An 18,321-nucleotide genomic window follows, 5' to 3' on the forward strand; every position below is an offset into this window, starting at 1 on the left:
CAGGCAAGCTCGGTAACGGCCGGCTACGCACGTCAGCGGTTGGGCAGCACGTCGTTGGCGATCATTTCGCCGAACGGTCCGGTCAGGTTGGTGAGACCTCGGCCGGCCAGGCTGGCGTAAGGCTCCGGCAGCAGTGGAAACACCAGTTCGGCGAAGCGATAGGCTTCCTCCAGATGTGGGTAGCCGGAGAAGATGAAGCTGTCGATGCCCAGGTCTGCGTATTCCTTGATCCGTTCAGCCACCTGTTGCGGATTGCCCACCAGGGCCGTGCCGGCACCGCCGCGTACCAGGCCGACGCCGGCCCAGAGGTTGGGGGCCACTTGCAGCCGGTCGCGGCGTCCACCATGCAGGGCAGCCATGCGCCGCTGGCCTTCGGAGTCGAAGCGCGAGAAGGACTGCTGGGCGGCGGCGATGGTCTCGTCGCTGATGTGCTCGATCAGCCGGTCGGCATCCTTCCAGGCCTGGTCCTCGGTCTCGCGCACGATGACGTGCAAGCGGATGCCGAACTTCACTCGGCGCCCCTTGCGGGCAGCACGCTCGCGTACGTCGGCAAGCTTGAGTGCTACCGCAGCCGGTGGCTCGCCCCAGGTCAGGTAGACATCCACCTGCTCGGCGGCCAGTTCGTGGGCCGCCTCGGAAGAGCCGCCGAAATACAGCGGTGGGTAGGGCTTCTGCACCGGTGGGTAGAGCGCCTTGGCATTGTGTACATGCAGGTGCTTGCCCTGAAAATCCACGGCCTCGCCTTGCAGGACCCGGCGCCAGATCCGCAGGAATTCGTCGGTGACTTCATAGCGTTCACGGTGGTCGAGGAAACTGCCATCGCCGCGGTTTTCGTCCGGGTCGCCACCGGTCACCACATTGATCAGCAGGCGGCCGTTGGACAGTCGGTCGAGGGTCGCCGCCATGCGTGCCGACACCGTGGGGGAGATGATCCCCGGTCGGATTGCCACCAGGTAGCGCAGGCGTTCGGTCAGCGGTACCAGCGCCGAGGCGATGACCCAGGAGTCTTCGCAAGAGCGTCCGGTGGGAATCAGCACACCGTGGTAGCCCAGGGTGTCTGCGGCCTGGGCCACTTGCTTGAGATAGTTGAGGGTAACCGGGCGCGCACCCTGGGTGGTGCCCAGGTAATGGCCATCGCCATGGGTGGGGAGAAACCAGAACACATCCATGACCATTCCTCAGGCGATTTTCAGCAGCGTGCCCGGGTGGGCGGCAAACAGTGGCGCGGCTCGTTCGGCGGCCAGGCGGATGCGCGCCTGCAGCAGCTCGCTGGTAATCCGGTAGTCGCTGAAGTCGGCCTCGGTGGCATACACGCCAATCGGCAAGGTCAGGGCCTGGAAGAAACTGAACAGTGGTCGCAACTGGTGATCCAGGACCAAGGCGTGGCGTTCACTACCGCCAGTGGCGGCCAGTAGCACCGGGGTGTTGATCAGGGCGTTGAGATCGATCAGGTCGAACAGATGCTTGAGCAAGCCAGGGTAGGAGCCGCGATAGACCGGGGCGGCGACGATCAACAGGTCGGCGTTTTCGATGGCCTGCAGCTGGGCCTTGACTTCGTCCGACAGTTCCTGGCGAGACAGGGCCGCGCCTACTGGTCGGGCAATATCGCCCAGTTCGATCAAGTGGCTGTCGATCGGCAGTTGGGCGGACAGCTCGGCCAGCAGGGCCTGGGTCAGGACCAGGGTCCGGGATGGACGCCAGGTTCCACCGGAGAGGGCGACGACATTCAAGGGGCGGGACATGGACAACTCCTTTGTAAAGCAGTGGCTCGGTGAGCGATGGCAGGGACCAGGCCCTGAGCAAGAGCTGTACCAATGTCCGAAAGCCTTATGCCATGGGGCATGCGTCTTGACGGCGGATTTGACTGCTGTTGGCCCAGCACTGTTTTGTTGTTTGGCTGTTGCTGACACAACAGTTGCCCTGGCAACAGTTGAATGACGGAATGCGGTTGTTATAAAGACTGTTTTTTATTCCGCAAAAGAGCGTGTTTCTATATTTATAGAATTTTCAAGAATATGGCTGTTGGTTAGCGTCGATTCATTAACAGTCGATAGCGAGTATCGAGCGGGATGATTTTTGCCCCGCTCGGCCCGCGAGTAGCCTGGCTCCATCGTTCGCAACCTGCTCCAGGTGCTCGCCATGAAGGCTTTAACCGTTGTCTTGCTGTTGTTGGTTTCCAGTGTGCTGGCCGGTTGCGTCAGCCCGGGAGCTCCCGAGTTGCGGCCTTACACCGTTGAGGAATCCCGTGAGCTGGCACTGGAGGCACTGAGTCGTCGAGGCTTGTCGTTCGATGAATATCAACAGCAGAAAGCTGGGCTGATGGGGCGTTCCGCAGTCTTCGATGACCAGCGCGAGATGAGCGCCCAACGCAATGTCAGTCGCCACCACCCCGCTAGTTGACAGCAACTGTATGGGTCGAAATTTTGCCCCATTGTCCCGGGGTTTCATCGGGGCCGCAGATGAGGGGCAAGGTCCGAGATGACTCATCTGCGCTGCTATCTACCGCTCTGCATCATGGCGATGCGATCCAGTTGCTGCCCTTGGCGCAATGGCTCATTGATGGGGTTTGTTAAGTCCCACTTCAATTTTGCGCCCCTGGCCTGTTAAGCTGCCTGGCAGGAGCGTTCCTACGCACTGTTAAAAGAAGCCCTCTTCCTTTAAGCATCTGATTGGGTATCGCTTCGCTGACTGCCGTTGATGCGTCTGCTGCGATTGACGCATCGATGGGGCCTCTTTTTCGAGCCGACCCGGTCCTGGAACAAGCTCTGCAGGTTTTCAGCCATGAACACACGTCCTCTTTATTTCGACTATGCCGCCACCACGCCAGTGGATGAGCGGGTTATCCAGGTGATGCTCGAGTGCCTGGGCTTGGATGCCAATTTCGGCAATCCGGCTTCCAGCTCCCATGCCTTTGGCCAGGAAGCGCGCCGCAGCGTCGAGCATGCCCGCCAGCAGGTGGCGCAGTTGGTCGGTGCGCAGCCGGAGCAGATCGTCTGGACGTCGGGCGCCACCGAATCCAACAACCTGGCGCTCAAGGGCGTGATGCAGTTCCGTGGCCTGGCGGGTGGTCATGTCATCACCAGCCAGATCGAACACAAGGCGGTACTCGACACTGCCCGGCAATTGCAGGGCGCTGGCGTGGCGGTGACCTACCTGCCCCCCGATGCCGATGGGCTGGTCAGCCCCGAGGCGGTCAGCCAGGCCATGCGCGATGACACCGTGCTGGTGTCGCTGATGCTGGTGAACAATGAGCTGGGTACTCTCAACGACATTCCGGCGATCGGCCAAGTGGTTCGTGAGCGGGGTGCCTTGCTGCATGTGGACGCCGCCCAGGGCGTGGGCAAGGTTGTCATCGATCTCGCTGGCTGGCCGGTGGACCTGATGTCGTTTTCCGCCCACAAGCTTTACGGTCCCAAGGGGATCGGTGCGCTGTATGTCGGTCCACGGGCGCGACAGCAACTGCAGGCGCAGATCCATGGCGGTGGACATGAAGGCGGCTTGCGTTCCGGGACGCTGGCTACCCACCAGATTGCGGCCATGGGCGCAGCCTTTGCCCTGGCCGGTGAGCTGTGGGAGGAAGAGACCGCAAAGATCGTGCGTCTGCGCCAGCGGTTGCTGGAGCCTTTGGCGCAGGTCGCCGGCCTGCGTTTGAATGGCAGTGCCAGCCAGCGCATTCCCCATACCCTGAGCCTGACCTTCCACGAGGGTGAGTTCGATGCGGCGGCGCTGAGTGCGTCCATGGCGTTTTCCACCACCTCGGCTTGCAACTCGGCGAACAATGCTCCCTCCCATGTGCTGCTGGCGCTGGGGCTCGATGCCAGGCAGGCCGGCAGGACCCTACGCCTGAGTCTCGGGCGTTTCACTACCGAGCAGGATGTGGATCGTGCGGTACAACTGCTCAAGGCGACAGCTGCTACTGCTCCGGCATTCTGGGCCGGAGCCCAGACCTGAGGATCGGGCGGGCCCGATCTTCCATAACAATGATTAGCCGGTAAGGAGACACAATGACTATGCAGCCTTCGACCAACGCAGGGGTGCCCCAGCGCCTGGCGCACGTTCGCCAGTTGATGAACCGCGAGGGTATCCACGCCTTGCTGGTGCCTTCGGCCGACCCGCATCTGTCGGAGTATCTGCCGGGATACTGGCAGGGGCGCCAATGGTTGTCGGGTTTTCATGGTTCGGTCGGCACCCTGATCGTGACTGCGGACTTTGCCGGTGTCTGGGCCGATAGCCGTTACTGGGAGCAGGCGACCAAGGAGCTCAAGGGCAGTGGTATCGAGTTGGTGAAACTGGTGCCTGGCCAGCCTGGCCCACTGGACTGGCTGGCGCAGCAGACGCCTGCCGGTGGTGTGGTTGCGGTAGACGGTGCGGTCATGGCGCTGGCCTCGGCTCGTACTCTGGGCGATAAGCTGGCCGAGCGCGGAGCCAGCCTGCGGACCGATATCGACCTGCTCCAGCAGGCGTGGAGCGATCGCCCTGGCTTGCCCGATCAACCCGTGTATCAGCACTTGCCGCCCCAGGCCACCCAGAGCCGGACGGAAAAACTCGCAGCGCTGCGCGAGGCCCTGAAGGAGCGTGGTGCGGACTGGCATTTCATCGCCACCCTGGATGACATCGCCTGGTTGTTCAACCTGCGTGGCGCAGACGTGTCCTTCAATCCAGTGTTTGTGTCCTTCGCCCTGATCAACCCGCAGCAGGCCATCTTGTTCGTGGCCCTGGACAAGGTCGATGCGCACCTGCGTGCCGTGCTCGAAGCCGATGGTGTGAGCCTGCGTGATTATGCGCAGGTGGCGGCGGCGCTGCATGAGGTGCCCGGCGGGGCGGGCCTGCTGATCGATCCGGCACGGGTCACGGTGGGGCTGCTGGAAAATCTTGATCCACAGGTACGGTTGGTCGAGGGGCTCAACCCCACCACCCTGGCCAAGTCGCGCAAGAGCCTGGCCGATGCCGAGCATATTCGCCAGGCCATGGAACAGGATGGCGCGGCGCTCTGCGAGTTCTTCGCCTGGCTGGATGGCGCCCTGGGGCAGGAGCGCATCACCGAGCTGACCATCGATGAGCACCTGACGGCGGCCCGTGAGCGGCGCCCAGGGTATGTATCGCTGAGCTTCAACACCATTGCCGCTTTCAACGCCAATGGCGCGATGCCTCATTATCACGCGACTCCCGAGGAACACGCGGTGATCGAGGGCGACGGCCTGTTGCTGATCGACTCCGGCGGCCAGTACCTGGGCGGCACCACCGATATCACACGCATGGTGCCGGTCGGTACGCCCAGCGCCGAGCAGAAGCGAGACTGCACCCGGGTGCTCAAGGGTGTCATCGCGCTGTCGCGTGCGCAGTTCCCCCGGGGCATTCTTTCGCCGTTGCTGGATGCGATTGCCCGTGCACCGATCTGGGCTGAAGGCGTGGACTATGGGCATGGCACCGGGCATGGCGTCGGTTATTTCCTCAATGTCCATGAGGGCCCGCAGGTGATCGCCTACCAGGCGGCGCCGACACCGCAGACGGCTATGCAGCCGGGGATGATTACCTCCATTGAACCTGGAACCTACCGTCCCGGGCGTTGGGGGGTACGGATCGAGAACCTGGCGTTGAACCGCGAGGCGGGTAGTACCGAGTTCGGTGAGTTCCTGCGTTTCGAAACCCTGACCCTGTGCCCGATCGATACGCGTTGCCTGGAGCCTTCGTTGCTCAGCCAGGACGAGCGTGATTGGCTCAATGCCTATCACGAGGAGGTGCTGCGGCGTTTGAGTCCCTTGTTGCAAGGGGCAGCACTGGAGTGGCTGCAGGTGCGTACCGCGGCAATCTGAAAAGCAGCATCACCCGTGCAAGGCGGGTGATGCCAAGGGGCATGTTCCTGGCAACGAGGTAGCCGGGAACATGCGGCGTCAGCGTCCGTCCAGTGCTTGGCGAACGAAGTCCAGGCGGTCCTGGCCAAAGAACAGTTCATCTCCCACGAACATGCTGGGTGCGCCGAACACGCCTCGTTTCAATGCTTGCTCGGTCTTGTCCTTGAGCCTGGCCTTGACCTCTTCGTCATTGCTCAGGTCAAGGATCTGTTGTGGATCGAAACCGCCTTGTTCCAGGACCTGGGTGACGGTGGCGGGATCGTTGAGGTTGCGCTTGTCGACCCAGAGGGCGCGGAACAGGCGATCGATGAACTCGACGAAACGGTGCGGCAGGTGCATCTGCACGCCCGTGGTCGCACGCATCAATAGCAGGGTGTTGATGGGGAAATGCGGATTGAAGTTGAGTTCCACCTGGTAGCGTCGGGCGAAGCGTGCCAGGTCTTGTTGCATGTAGCGGCCCTTGGCGGGGATGCTGACGGGCGAGGCGTTGCCGGTCGTCTTGAAGATGCCCCCCAGCAGCATCGGGTGATAGACCAGTTGGCTGCCGGTCTCGGCACAGATCTTTGGCAGTTGGGTGTAGGCCAGGTAGGCGGTCGGGCTGCCTAGGTCGAAGAAGAACTCCACGCTTTTATTCATGATGGGTCTCGGTGCTTGTTCTTGTCGGAGGAGGGATTACCAGCGTTCGCTCCACGGGCGCAGGTCGAGCTCGAAGGTCCAGGCATCCCGGGGCTGGCTGTGCAAGTACCAGTAGTTCTCGGCGATATGCTCGGGGTCGAGGATGCCGTCCTGATCCTTGAGGGCGTATTTCTCGGGAAAGCTGGTGCGGATGAAATCGGTATCGATGGCACCGTCAACGATGATATGGGCGACGTGAATGTTCAGGGGACCCAGCTCCCGAGCCATGCTCTGGGCCAATGCGCGAATGCCGTGCTTGGCTCCGGCGAAGGCGGCAAAACCTGCGCTACCACGGATTCCGGCGGTGGCCCCGGTGAACAGGATGGTGCCACGTTGCCGTGCGACCATCCGCCTGGCGACCTCACGCGCGTTGAGGAAGCCTGAAAAACAGGCCATTTCCCAGATCTTGAAGTACTTGCGTGCCGTCTCCTCGAGGATGCTGCAAGGCACGTTGGCACCGATGTTGAACACGAACGCCTCGATCGGACCCAGCTGCGTCTCGATCTGCTCGATGAGCGCGATCACCTCCTCTTCCTTGCGAGCGTCGCAGGCAAATCCGTGGGCCTCACCGCCGGCCTGCTGGATGCTGTCCACCAGCGGTTGCAGTTTGTCTGCGCTGCGCCGGGTGACGCAGGCGATGAAACCTTCGGCGGCAAAACGCTTGGCAATGGCACCGCCAGTGGCATCGCCGGCACCCACCACCAGTACGACTTTCTTGTTTGAGGTCATGAAGGACTCGCTCTTTGGTAAACGATCGTTAGGTAAACGAACGTTATGCTATGATTTTTCTGTCGTCAAGAATGTCGAGGGAGTTCTTCGGAGAATGCGTTATTCAGCCAGTCACAAGCAGGAAACCCGGGATCGCCTATTGCAGAGCAGCGCGGTCCAGGCCAAGGACGAAGGTTTTTCCACGGTGGGTGTTGATGCCTTGATGAAGGCCATCGGCCTGAGTGGTGGGGCTTTCTACAGCCACTTCGCCTCCAAGGACGAGCTGTTTGGTTCGATTGTCGAGCGTGAGCTGCGCCAGAGCCTGGAGCGCCTGGGAGGGAACGGGCAGCATAATCGGGAAAAGCTGCGGCGTTGCCTCAAGCAGTACCTGAGCATGAGCCATGTGCAGCAGCCGGGCGCTGGGTGTGCATTGCCTGCGCTGGGAGCGGAGGTTTCCCGGGGGGCGGTGGAGGTACGGCAGCAGGCCGAAGACCTGATCTGTTGCCTGCACCGGGCCTGGGCGCAGACGCTGGGTAGCGAGAGCCTGGCCTGGTCGATTCTGTCTCAGTGCGTCGGGGCGCTGGTGGTGGCACGGATGCTGGTGAGTCCTGGTCTCCAGAGCCAGCTTCTGGCATCCAACCATGAGCAGATCATCGGGCAGCTGGAGCGCTTGCCCGAAGATTGATGGGGCGGGTTACTTGCAGATGACGATCATGCTGCGGCTGGTGTAACCGGCGGGGTTCAGGCCGAAGGGGTAATCTCCTGGATCCTCGACAGCATCGCCGGATTTGGCGATCACCTTGTAACCCTTGGGACCGCAGGACTCGTTTGCCTTGGTGTAGCACTTGTCCCAGGAGGAGGACAGGCCCGAGCAATTGATATGGAGCCCTTTCTTCCCTCGTTTGACTTCAGTTCTGGTCGTTGCCGTTGCCGCACAACCTGCGATGGCAAGTATGGTCAGCAGAATCAAAAATCGTTTCATCCCCGTCCTTATCGCTAGCCTCGGATCTGATGTCCGAGTGTGACTGCAGTACCTGGCATCTTTTGTGTTGGCGATATCCCTGCCAGACAGCTTCCTGTTGACGTTGATCAGATGGCTAAACATGGCCTAATTGAGTGCTAATTACCAGAGTTGCGTCTCAATCAGACGCAACTAATGGCTTGGAATCACGGCGCATGGTCATGGTGGCTCCGATCGAGGCAAAGATGATGCAGGCAATGGCCGCCCATTGTGCCAGGGACAGGTATTCGTGCAGGAACAGCAGGCCGGAAAGTGCACCGAAGGCAGGCTCGATGCTCATCAGGGTGCCGAAGGTGCGCGCTGGTATACGGGTCAAGGCGACCATCTCCAGGCTATAGGGGAGTGCGGTGGACAAGACGGCGACCCCCAGTGCCATGGGAATCAGAGAGGGTGTGAGCAGCGCGGCTCCAGCGTGGGCGATACCCAGGGGGGTAACCAGCAATGCTGCAATCAGCACGCCCAGGGCTGCTGTCTGGATCCCGTTCTCGGCCCCGGCTTTTTGCCCAAACAGGATATACAGGGCCCAGCAGACCCCGGCACCCAATGCATAGCTGGCTCCGACCGGATCGATGGCGGTCTCGGAGGCGCCGGTTGGGATCAACAGCAGCAGGCCGACGATTGCCAGGGCGATCCACAGAAAGTCCAGCGGCTTGCGCGAAGCACAGAGGGCAACAGCCAGTGGGCCAGTGAACTCCAGTGCAACGGCGATTCCCAGCGGTACGCTTCTGAGTGACATATAGAAGAGGAAGTTCATTCCGCCCAGGGCCAGTCCGTAGACCAGCACTGTCTGCAGCGCCTTGCCTGTGAATGTGGCACGCCACGGTCTTAGCAGAAGCAGCATGATGATGCTGGCGAACACCAATCTGAGGGTTGTCGTGCCTTGTGCGCCTACGACAGGGAACATGCCCTTGGCCAGAGAGGCTCCTGATTGGATCGACGCCATGGCGATAAGCAGCAAGCCAACCGGGAACAGGGTTGATGCAAGGCTGCGTGGTTGGTCATTCATGCAAGGGGCGTCCGGAAGGTGGGGGAGAAAGGCGGTGGAGTCATGATGCTCAACTGAGGACGTATGAGCAATATAGTGCGCAAAGCTTTTTTGATACTTCTATATAGACGCTGTGAGCATGCTGTTTTGCGTTGAATCATAGAAAATTCAAATTAATACTTGACGCTCGATTCTACAGGTCTATAATTCGCCCCACTTCCGGCGCAGTCGAAACGGAAAACTCCTTGAGATTCAACGAGTTACACGGTTTTCGACAGCGATAACGCTTCAGTTCATCGAAGCCCAGAAGGAGCTGATAAGGCAGCGTTTTTCGCCTTGTTAGCGTTTCGATCCTCTCGATCGAAAGCGGATAAAAAGAGGTGTTGACAGCAGCGTGTAACGCTGTAGAATTCGCCTCCCGCTGACGAGAGATCGGAAGCGCAAGTGGTTGAAGTTGTTGAAGAAATCTTCGAAAGCTTCTGAAAATAATCACTTGACAGCAAATGAGGCTGCTGTAGAATGCGCGCCTCGGTTGAGACGAAAGCTCTTAACCAACCGCTCTTTAACAACTGAATCAAGCAATTCGTGTGGGTGCTTGTGTAGTCAGACTGATAGTCAGAAAGATTATCAGCATCACGAGTGACCATGCGAGAAATCACATAGTCATTTGAGATTGCTGAGCCAAGTTTAGGGTTACTTAAAAACCCAAGCAGTATTGAACTGAAGAGTTTGATCATGGCTCAGATTGAACGCTGGCGGCAGGCCTAACACATGCAAGTCGAGCGGATGAAGTAAGCTTGCTTATGGATTCAGCGGCGGACGGGTGAGTAATGCCTAGGAATCTGCCTGGTAGTGGGGGATAACGTTTCGAAAGGAGCGCTAATACCGCATACGTCCTACGGGAGAAAGCAGGGGACCTTCGGGCCTTGCGCTATCAGATGAGCCTAGGTCGGATTAGCTAGTTGGTGAGGTAATGGCTCACCAAGGCTACGATCCGTAACTGGTCTGAGAGGATGATCAGTCACACTGGAACTGAGACACGGTCCAGACTCCTACGGGAGGCAGCAGTGGGGAATATTGGACAATGGGCGAAAGCCTGATCCAGCCATGCCGCGTGTGTGAAGAAGGTCTTCGGATTGTAAAGCACTTTAAGTTGGGAGGAAGGGCAGTAAGCTAATATCTTGCTGTTTTGACGTTACCGACAGAATAAGCACCGGCTAACTCTGTGCCAGCAGCCGCGGTAATACAGAGGGTGCAAGCGTTAATCGGAATTACTGGGCGTAAAGCGCGCGTAGGTGGTTTGTTAAGTTGGATGTGAAAGCCCCGGGCTCAACCTGGGAACTGCATCCAAAACTGGCAAGCTAGAGTATGGTAGAGGGTGGTGGAATTTCCTGTGTAGCGGTGAAATGCGTAGATATAGGAAGGAACACCAGTGGCGAAGGCGACCACCTGGACTGATACTGACACTGAGGTGCGAAAGCGTGGGGAGCAAACAGGATTAGATACCCTGGTAGTCCACGCCGTAAACGATGTCAACTAGCCGTTGGGAGCCTTGAGCTCTTAGTGGCGCAGCTAACGCATTAAGTTGACCGCCTGGGGAGTACGGCCGCAAGGTTAAAACTCAAATGAATTGACGGGGGCCCGCACAAGCGGTGGAGCATGTGGTTTAATTCGAAGCAACGCGAAGAACCTTACCAGGCCTTGACATGCAGAGAACTTTCCAGAGATGGATTGGTGCCTTCGGGAACTCTGACACAGGTGCTGCATGGCTGTCGTCAGCTCGTGTCGTGAGATGTTGGGTTAAGTCCCGTAACGAGCGCAACCCTTGTCCTTAGTTACCAGCACGTTATGGTGGGCACTCTAAGGAGACTGCCGGTGACAAACCGGAGGAAGGTGGGGATGACGTCAAGTCATCATGGCCCTTACGGCCTGGGCTACACACGTGCTACAATGGTCGGTACAGAGGGTTGCCAAGCCGCGAGGTGGAGCTAATCCCACAAAACCGATCGTAGTCCGGATCGCAGTCTGCAACTCGACTGCGTGAAGTCGGAATCGCTAGTAATCGCGAATCAGAATGTCGCGGTGAATACGTTCCCGGGCCTTGTACACACCGCCCGTCACACCATGGGAGTGGGTTGCACCAGAAGTAGCTAGTCTAACCTTCGGGAGGACGGTTACCACGGTGTGATTCATGACTGGGGTGAAGTCGTAACAAGGTAGCCGTAGGGGAACCTGCGGCTGGATCACCTCCTTAATCGACGACATCAGCTGCTTCATAAGCACCCACACGAATTGCTTGATTCATTGAAGAAGACGATAGAAGCAGCTTTAAGCTCCAAGCTGATAGCTCCAAGCTAACAGTTACAAGCTCGAAATTGGGTCTGTAGCTCAGTTGGTTAGAGCGCACCCCTGATAAGGGTGAGGTCGGCAGTTCGAATCTGCCCAGACCCACCAATTTTGTTATGGGGCCATAGCTCAGCTGGGAGAGCGCCTGCCTTGCACGCAGGAGGTCAGCGGTTCGATCCCGCTTGGCTCCACCATAAACTGCTTCGAAAAGCTTAGAAATGAGCATTCAGACACGAATGTTGATTTCTAGTCTTTTGATTAGATCGTTCTTTAAAAATTTGGGTATGTGATAGAAAGATAGACTGAACACTACTTTCACTGGTAGTGGATCAGGCTAAGGTAAAGTTTGTGAGAACAAACTTTCGGCGAATGTCGTCTTCACAGTATAACCAGATTGCTTGGGGTTATATGGTCAAGTGAAGAAGCGCATACGGTGGATGCCTTGGCAGTCAGAGGCGATGAAAGACGTGGTAGCCTGCGAAAAGCTTCGGGGAGTCGGCAAACAGACTGTGATCCGGAGATGTCTGAATGGGGGAACCCAGCCATCATAAGATGGTTATCTTGTACTGAATACATAGGTGCAAGAGGCGAACCAGGGGAACTGAAACATCTAAGTACCCTGAGGAAAAGAAATCAACCGAGATTCCCTTAGTAGTGGCGAGCGAACGGGGACTAGCCCTTAAGCTTCTTTGATTTTAGCGGAACGCTCTGGAAAGTGCGGCCATAGTGGGTGATAGCCCTGTACGCGAAAGGATCTTAGAAGTGAAATCGAGTAGGACGGGGCACGAGAAACCTTGTCTGAATATGGGGGGACCATCCTCCAAGGCTAAATACTACTGACTGACCGATAGTGAACTAGTACCGTGAGGGAAAGGCGAAAAGAACCCCGGAGAGGGGAGTGAAATAGATCCTGAAACCGTATGCGTACAAGCAGTGGGAGCAGACTTTGTTCTGTGACTGCGTACCTTTTGTATAATGGGTCAGCGACTTATATTCAGTGGCAAGCTTAACCGAATAGGGGAGGCGTAGCGAAAGCGAGTCTTAATAGGGCGTTTAGTCGCTGGGTATAGACCCGAAACCGGGCGATCTATCCATGGGCAGGTTGAAGGTTAGGTAACACTGACTGGAGGACCGAACCGACTACCGTTGAAAAGTTAGCGGATGACCTGTGGATCGGAGTGAAAGGCTAATCAAGCTCGGAGATAGCTGGTTCTCCTCGAAAGCTATTTAGGTAGCGCCTCATGTATCACTGTAGGGGGTAGAGCACTGTTTCGGCTAGGGGGTCATCCCGACTTACCAAACCGATGCAAACTCCGAATACCTACAAGTGCCGAGCATGGGAGACACACGGCGGGTGCTAACGTCCGTCGTGAAAAGGGAAACAACCCAGACCGTCAGCTAAGGTCCCAAAGTTATGGTTAAGTGGGAAACGATGTGGGAAGGCTTAGACAGCTAGGAGGTTGGCTTAGAAGCAGCCACCCTTTAAAGAAAGCGTAATAGCTCACTAGTCGAGTCGGCCTGCGCGGAAGATGTAACGGGGCTCAAACCATACACCGAAGCTACGGGTATCACGTAAGTGATGCGGTAGAGGAGCGTTCTGTAAGCCTGTGAAGGTGAGTTGAGAAGCTTGCTGGAGGTATCAGAAGTGCGAATGCTGACATGAGTAACGACAATGGGAGTGAAAAACTCCCACGCCGAAAGACCAAGGTTTCCTGCGCAACGTTAATCGACGCAGGGTTAGTCGGTCCCTAAGGCGAGGCTGAAAAGCGTAGTCGATGGAAAACAGGTTAATATTCCTGTACTTCTAGTTATTGCGATGGAGGGACGGAGAAGGCTAGGCCAGCTTGGCGTTGGTTGTCCAAGTTTAAGGTGGTAGGCTGAGATCTTAGGTAAATCCGGGATCTTAAGGCCGAGAGCTGATGACGAGTTGCCTTTAGGCGACGAAGTGGTTGATGCCATGCTTCCAAGAAAAGCTTCTAAGCTTCAGATAACTAGGAACCGTACCCCAAACCGACACAGGTGGTTGGGTAGAGAATACCAAGGCGCTTGAGAGAACTCGGGTGAAGGAACTAGGCAAAATGGCACCGTAACTTCGGGAGAAGGTGCGCCGGTGAGGGTGAAGGACTTGCTCCGTAAGCCCATGCCGGTCGAAGATACCAGGCCGCTGCGACTGTTTATTAAAAACACAGCACTCTGCAAACACGAAAGTGGACGTATAGGGTGTGACGCCTGCCCGGTGCCGGAAGGTTAATTGATGGGGTTAGCGCAAGCGAAGCTCTTGATCGAAGCCCCGGTAAACGGCGGCCGTAACTATAACGGTCCTAAGGTAGCGAAATTCCTTGTCGGGTAAGTTCCGACCTGCACGAATGGCGTAACGATGGCGGCGCTGTCTCCACCCGAGACTCAGTGAAATTGAAATCGCTGTGAAGATGCAGTGTATCCGCGGCTAGACGGAAAGACCCCGTGAACCTTTACTATAGCTTTGCACTGGACTTTGAGCTTGCTTGTGTAGGATAGGTGGGAGGCTTTGAAGTGGGGACGCCAGTTCTCATGGAGCCATCCTTGAAATACCACCCTGGCAATCTTGAGGTTCTAACTCAGGTCCGTTATCCGGATCGAGGACAGTGTATGGTGGGTAGTTTGACTGGGGCGGTCTCCTCCTAAAGAGTAACGGAGGAGTACGAAGGTGCGCTCAGACCGGTCGGAAATCGGTCGTAGAGTATAAAGGCAAAAGCGCGCTTGACTGCGAGACAAACACGTCGAGCAGGTACGAAAGTAGGTCTTAGTGATCCGGTGGTTCTGTATGGAAGGGCCATCGCTCAACGGATAAAAGGTACTCCGGGGATAACAGGCTGATACCGCCCAAGAGTTCATATCGACGGCGGTGTTTGGCACCTCGATGTCGGCTCATCACATCCTGGGGCTGAAGCCGGTCCCAAGGGTATGGCTGTTCGCCATTTAAAGTGGTACGCGAGCTGGGTTTAGAACGTCGTGAGACAGTTCGGTCCCTATCTGCCGTGGACGTTTGAGATTTGAGAGGGGCTGCTCCTAGTACGAGAGGACCGGAGTGGACGAACCTCTGGTGTTCCGGTTGTCACGCCAGTGGCATTGCCGGGTAGCTATGTTCGGAAAAGATAACCGCTGAAAGCATCTAAGCGGGAAACTTGCCTCAAGATGAGATCTCACTGGGATCTTGAATCCCCTAAAGGGCCGTCGAAGACTACGACGTTGATAGGTTGGGTGTGTAAGCGCTGTGAGGCGTTGAGCTAACCAATACTAATTGCCCGTGAGGCTTGACCATATAACACCCAAGCAATTTGCGAACTCGAAAGAGGCCAGATTGCGGTGTGTGAAGATGACAGACCGAAAGTTTGAAGCACAAACCAAACCTATTACATACCCATTTGCTGGCTCGTTGCATAAGCAACGGATCGGCTCCAGAATTTCTTGACGACCATAGAGCGTTGGAACCACCTGATCCCATCCCGAACTCAGTAGTGAAACGATGCATCGCCGATGGTAGTGTGGGGTTTCCCCATGTGAGAGTAGGTCATCGTCAAGATTAAATTCCGAAACCCCAATTGCGAAAGCAGTTGGGGTTTTGTCTTTGTGCGCGAAAAACATGCCAGTGGCCGCGATCTAGGTGAAGACGGAAAACCCACGAGTAGGAACAGCCGCCGTGAATCGTCATTCGATAAAGGGCCTTGGCAGGAACCATTGATCCGCCTCCAGAAAAATCCCGGCAAAGTACCGCGCCGGTTTTTGGTATGGTGCAGCTCTTTTTGACGGACCCTATTTCATTGCGCACGGACCAGCGTTGACCTCTATTCCAACGAGAAGCTGTAGCAATGCCCGAAGCGATTCCGATCAAGGACCACGAAAAAGAAACTCGCCTGGTCAACAAACGATTGCTGGCCTGCGCTGTATTGGTAACGGCTATCACCTGTGCCCTGGTGGGCCGCCTGTATTTCCTTCAGGTGGTGGAGTTCGATTACCACTCCACTGTCTCGGAAAACAACCGCGTGCATGTCCTGCCGATCACCCCGACCCGCGGTGTGATCTATGACCGCAATGGCGTGGTCCTGGCAGACAACCGCCCCAGTTTCAACCTGACCATCACCCGTGAGCGTGTCACCGATCTCAAGGGCGAGCTGGATGCGGTGGTCAACCTCCTGCACCTGCCGCCTGAAGACCGTGCGCTGTTCGACAAGGAGATGAAGCAGGCTCGCCATCCCTTTGTTCCCGTCACCCTGTTCTACCAGCTCACTGAGGAGCAGATCGCCGCACTGGCGGTCAACGAGTACCGTCTGCCAGGGTTGGATGTCGAAGCACAGTTCGTCCGCCATTACCCCTTGGGCACACACTTCGCCCATTCCGTCGGTTATGTCGGGCGGATCAACGAGAAGGAAGCCAAGACCCTGGACTCGGTGGAGTACCGGGGCAGCCAATCCGTCGGCAAGACCGGTGTCGAGAAGTTCTATGAGCCAGAACTGCATGGCCATGTCGGTTATGAAGAGGTGGAGACCAACGCCCAGGGCCGGGTCATGCGCGTGCTCAAGCACACCGATCCCGTCCCGGGGAAAAACATCGTCCTGAGCCTGGATGTGAAGCTTCAGGAGGCTGCGGAGCAGGCCCTGGGTGATCGGCGCGGTTCCGTGGTGGCTCTGGATCCGTCCACGGGTGACGTACTGGCCATGGTCAGCAACCCCAGTTTCGACCCCAATCTGTTCGTCACGGGCATCAGCTTCAAGGAATATGCCGCCCTGCATGATTCCATCGACCGGCCACTGTTCAATCGGGCGTTACGCGGTCTCTATGCACCGGGCTCGACCATCAAGCCGGAAGTGGCGATTGCCGGGCTCGATACCGGAGTGGTCACTGCCGCGACCCGGGTGTTCGATCCTGGCTACTACCAGCTGCCAGACTACGACCACAAGTACCGCAACTGGAACCGCAGCGGTGACGGCTGGGTGGACATGGACGCTGCGATCATGCGCTCCAACGACACCTACTTCTATGACCTGGCCCACAGGCTCGGTATCGACCGCCTGCACGACTACATGGCCATGTTCGGTCTGGGAGAAAAGGTCTCCCTGGACATGTTCGAAGAGGCCTCGGGGCTCATGCCATCCCAGGCCTGGAAACGTGCTACCCGCCGTCAGGCCTGGTTCCCGGGGGAAACCCTGATCCTCGGCATTGGCCAGGGCTACATGCAGGTCACGCCACTGCAATTGGCCCAGGCCACTGCGCTGATTGCCAACAAGGGCGTGTGGAACCGTCCGCACCTGGCCAAGACCATCGACGGCGTGGCCCCGGTGGATCCGCACCCGATGCCCGACATCCTGTTGAAGGACCCGCGGGAATGGGACCAGGTCAACCACGGCATGCAGATGGTCATGCACGACCCTCGCGGTATCGCCCGCGCGGCCGCGGCCGGGGCGCAGTATCGGATTGCCGGCAAGAGCGGCACCGCCCAGGTGGTGGCGATCAAGCAGGGTGAGCGCTATGACCGCCTCAAGACCCGCGAGCGTAACCGCGACAACGCCCTGTTCGTCGGTTTTGCTCCCGCCGAGCATCCGCAGATCGTGATCTCGGTGATGATCGAGAACGGCGAGGCCGGTGGCCGAGTCGCCGGCCCCGTGGTACGGCAGATCATGGATGCCTGGCTGCTGGACCAGAACGGCCACCTCAAGCCGCAATACGCCGCCCCCGCCAAGACCCCCGGTGACCCCCACGTCTGAGTCAGCGAAGCACCAGGCTCTCCGGCACCTGCTCGTGGATACTGAGCATGTGATGGATGCTCTGGAGAAACAGCACCTCGGCCTGACTCATCTTCTGCTCGCGATTCCACAACAGCTGGATATCGAAGTCGACCACGCCGTCTTCCGGCGGCAAACGCCACAGCAGACCTTGCTCGACGTCCCTGCGCACAAGGTGGATCGGCAAGCAGCCAATGCCGAAACCTGCACAGATCAGCCGATGAATTTCCTCGAAACTGGTGGAGGAGGCGACGATCTTGCCGGTAAAACCTTGCTGGTCGCGAAACAGCGTCAGGGGTGACAGGTTGCCCCCCAACTGATCGCTGGTGAAACTCACGAAGTTCTCCGTGGCCAGTTGCTGCAGGCTGAGGTTTTCCTGGCCGAACAGGCGGTGGCGCTGGCCGCAGAAGTAGGCATAGCGTTCGCGAAACAGCACCCGCTGCTCCAGCCTGGGTTGGGGCAAGCGGCATAGCCCGACCCCCAGGGTCGCGGTCTTCTGCAACAGCGAACTGATGATGTCCGGGCTGCCCATCACTTCCACTTCCAGCTCGATCTTCGGATGCGCGGCATGGAAATCAGCGAGAAACTCATCGTAGTGCCCGGCCTTCACTCCGCTGACGGTGAGGATGCGAATCTTGCCCACTACGTCGTCCTGGTGGCTCTGCACCACTGTCCCGAGGCGGGAGATATCACCATAGATATCGGTGGCGATGCGCAGCACTTCCTCTCCGGTCTCGGTGAGCTCGAAGCGCCTTCCGCTGCGGGCGATCAACAGGCAATCGAGCTGTTCCTCCAGGCGCTTGAGGGCTTGGCTGACCGCCGACTGGGTGATGTGCAGGCGCGCGGCGGCGCGGCTCATGCTGCCTTCCTGGCCGATCACCAGGTAGGTGCGCAAAAGGTTCCAGTCCAGGCGGTCGTTGAGAAAGCGCCGTCCGGCCCAGGCGCCAGTAGCAGGATCGAGTGTCGACATGTACG

Annotated in this window: 12 protein-coding genes, 2 tRNA genes and 3 rRNA genes; 10 read left to right on the forward strand and 7 right to left on the reverse strand. The window is 58.0% G+C overall.

Annotated features, from left to right (window positions below; all coding sequences use genetic code 11):
- Positions 1-32: 32 nt before the first annotated feature.
- Together ssuD and msuE are read right to left on the reverse strand one after the other, a co-directional pair.
- Positions 33-1,169, reverse strand: coding sequence for an FMNH2-dependent alkanesulfonate monooxygenase (ssuD, locus tag LGQ10_RS29145; RefSeq protein ID WP_058435443.1), 1,137 nt, complete (start codon positions 1,167-1,169; stop codon positions 33-35).
- A 9-nt stretch (positions 1,170-1,178) separates the two neighbouring features.
- A complete protein-coding gene (gene msuE, locus LGQ10_RS29150) occupies positions 1,179-1,742 on the reverse strand; it encodes an FMN reductase (protein WP_226523955.1) in 564 nt (187 codons plus the stop codon).
- Positions 1,743-2,139: 397 nt separating this feature from the next.
- Between msuE and LGQ10_RS29155 the strand changes: the two genes are divergently transcribed.
- From LGQ10_RS29155 to LGQ10_RS29165, 3 genes are all read left to right on the forward strand, one after another.
- Positions 2,140-2,400, forward strand: a complete 261-nt coding sequence (locus LGQ10_RS29155) for a hypothetical protein (RefSeq protein WP_226523956.1) — start codon at positions 2,140-2,142, stop codon at positions 2,398-2,400.
- A 381-nt stretch (positions 2,401-2,781) separates the two neighbouring features.
- Positions 2,782-3,951 carry a cysteine desulfurase family protein gene (locus LGQ10_RS29160; protein ID WP_226523957.1) on the forward strand — a complete coding sequence of 390 codons (1,170 nt, stop codon included), beginning with the start codon at positions 2,782-2,784 and terminating at the stop codon, positions 3,949-3,951.
- A gap of 53 nt (positions 3,952-4,004) precedes the next feature.
- Positions 4,005-5,813, forward strand: coding sequence for an aminopeptidase P family protein (locus tag LGQ10_RS29165; protein WP_226523958.1), 1,809 nt, complete (start codon positions 4,005-4,007; stop codon positions 5,811-5,813).
- Between the two features lie 78 nt (positions 5,814-5,891).
- Here LGQ10_RS29165 and LGQ10_RS29170 read toward each other — a convergent pair whose 3' ends face one another.
- Positions 5,892-6,488, reverse strand: a complete 597-nt coding sequence (locus LGQ10_RS29170; protein ID WP_226523959.1) for a 2-hydroxychromene-2-carboxylate isomerase — start codon at positions 6,486-6,488, stop codon at positions 5,892-5,894.
- Between the two features lie 36 nt (positions 6,489-6,524).
- Complete coding sequence (locus tag LGQ10_RS29175; RefSeq protein ID WP_226523960.1) at positions 6,525-7,256, reverse strand: SDR family oxidoreductase; 732 nt, start codon at positions 7,254-7,256, stop codon at positions 6,525-6,527.
- Between the two features lie 94 nt (positions 7,257-7,350).
- On the opposite strand from LGQ10_RS29175, the gene LGQ10_RS29180 reads away from it, so the two are divergent.
- Positions 7,351-7,920, forward strand: a complete 570-nt coding sequence (locus LGQ10_RS29180) for a TetR/AcrR family transcriptional regulator (RefSeq protein WP_058437817.1) — start codon at positions 7,351-7,353, stop codon at positions 7,918-7,920.
- A gap of 9 nt (positions 7,921-7,929) precedes the next feature.
- Here LGQ10_RS29180 and LGQ10_RS29185 read toward each other — a convergent pair whose 3' ends face one another.
- On the reverse strand, positions 7,930-8,217 hold the full coding sequence (locus LGQ10_RS29185; protein WP_058437821.1) for a hypothetical protein: 288 nt from the start codon (positions 8,215-8,217) through the stop codon (positions 7,930-7,932).
- A gap of 157 nt (positions 8,218-8,374) precedes the next feature.
- Positions 8,375-9,262 carry a threonine/homoserine exporter RhtA gene (gene rhtA, locus LGQ10_RS29190; RefSeq protein ID WP_226523961.1) on the reverse strand — a complete coding sequence of 296 codons (888 nt, stop codon included), beginning with the start codon at positions 9,260-9,262 and terminating at the stop codon, positions 8,375-8,377.
- 696 nt (positions 9,263-9,958) lie between these two features.
- Here rhtA and LGQ10_RS29195 point away from each other — a divergent pair.
- The 6 genes from LGQ10_RS29195 to mrdA all read left to right on the forward strand — a co-directional run bounded on the left by LGQ10_RS29195 (position 9,959) and on the right by mrdA (position 17,328).
- A 16S ribosomal RNA gene (locus tag LGQ10_RS29195) occupies positions 9,959-11,495 on the forward strand.
- Between the two features lie 123 nt (positions 11,496-11,618).
- Positions 11,619-11,695: transfer RNA gene (locus LGQ10_RS29200), tRNA-Ile, on the forward strand.
- A 10-nt stretch (positions 11,696-11,705) separates the two neighbouring features.
- Positions 11,706-11,781, forward strand: a tRNA-Ala gene (locus LGQ10_RS29205).
- A 216-nt stretch (positions 11,782-11,997) separates the two neighbouring features.
- Positions 11,998-14,888: ribosomal RNA gene (locus tag LGQ10_RS29210) — 23S ribosomal RNA — on the forward strand.
- 145 nt (positions 14,889-15,033) lie between these two features.
- Positions 15,034-15,149, forward strand: a 5S ribosomal RNA gene (rrf, locus tag LGQ10_RS29215).
- Together the 16S, 23S and 5S rRNA genes with 2 tRNA genes alongside form the textbook arrangement of a ribosomal RNA operon.
- Before the next feature lie 286 nt (positions 15,150-15,435).
- Complete coding sequence (mrdA, locus tag LGQ10_RS29220) at positions 15,436-17,328, forward strand: penicillin-binding protein 2 (protein ID WP_226523962.1); 1,893 nt, start codon at positions 15,436-15,438, stop codon at positions 17,326-17,328.
- A gap of 1 nt (position 17,329) precedes the next feature.
- Here mrdA and LGQ10_RS29225 read toward each other — a convergent pair whose 3' ends face one another.
- Positions 17,330-18,316 (reverse strand): LysR family transcriptional regulator, encoded by a 987-nt coding sequence (locus LGQ10_RS29225; protein WP_226523963.1) that lies wholly within the window; start codon positions 18,314-18,316, stop codon positions 17,330-17,332.
- Positions 18,317-18,321: the final 5 nt, after the last annotated feature.

Origin of the sequence: Pseudomonas sp. L5B5 (genome assembly GCF_020520285.1) — a bacterium.
Lineage (GTDB): Bacteria > Pseudomonadota > Gammaproteobacteria > Pseudomonadales > Pseudomonadaceae > Aquipseudomonas.

Excerpts from the sequence above, each read along its gene's own strand:
- ssuD (WP_058435443.1), bottom strand. The coding sequence starts at position 1,169 with ATGGATGTGTTCTGGTTTCTCCCCACCCATGGCGATGGCCATTACCTG.
- msuE (WP_226523955.1), bottom strand. The coding sequence starts at position 1,742 with ATGTCCCGCCCCTTGAATGTCGTCGCCCTCTCCGGTGGAACCTGGCGT.
- LGQ10_RS29155 (WP_226523956.1), top strand. The coding sequence starts at position 2,140 with ATGAAGGCTTTAACCGTTGTCTTGCTGTTGTTGGTTTCCAGTGTGCTG.
- LGQ10_RS29160 (WP_226523957.1), top strand. The coding sequence starts at position 2,782 with ATGAACACACGTCCTCTTTATTTCGACTATGCCGCCACCACGCCAGTG.
- LGQ10_RS29165 (WP_226523958.1), top strand. The coding sequence starts at position 4,005 with ATGACTATGCAGCCTTCGACCAACGCAGGGGTGCCCCAGCGCCTGGCG.
- LGQ10_RS29170 (WP_226523959.1), bottom strand. The coding sequence starts at position 6,488 with ATGAATAAAAGCGTGGAGTTCTTCTTCGACCTAGGCAGCCCGACCGCC.
- LGQ10_RS29175 (WP_226523960.1), bottom strand. The coding sequence starts at position 7,256 with ATGACCTCAAACAAGAAAGTCGTACTGGTGGTGGGTGCCGGCGATGCC.
- LGQ10_RS29180 (WP_058437817.1), top strand. The coding sequence starts at position 7,351 with ATGCGTTATTCAGCCAGTCACAAGCAGGAAACCCGGGATCGCCTATTG.
- LGQ10_RS29185 (WP_058437821.1), bottom strand. The coding sequence starts at position 8,217 with ATGAAACGATTTTTGATTCTGCTGACCATACTTGCCATCGCAGGTTGT.
- rhtA (WP_226523961.1), bottom strand. The coding sequence starts at position 9,262 with ATGAATGACCAACCACGCAGCCTTGCATCAACCCTGTTCCCGGTTGGC.
- mrdA (WP_226523962.1), top strand. The coding sequence starts at position 15,436 with ATGCCCGAAGCGATTCCGATCAAGGACCACGAAAAAGAAACTCGCCTG.
- LGQ10_RS29225 (WP_226523963.1), bottom strand. The coding sequence starts at position 18,316 with ATGTCGACACTCGATCCTGCTACTGGCGCCTGGGCCGGACGGCGCTTT.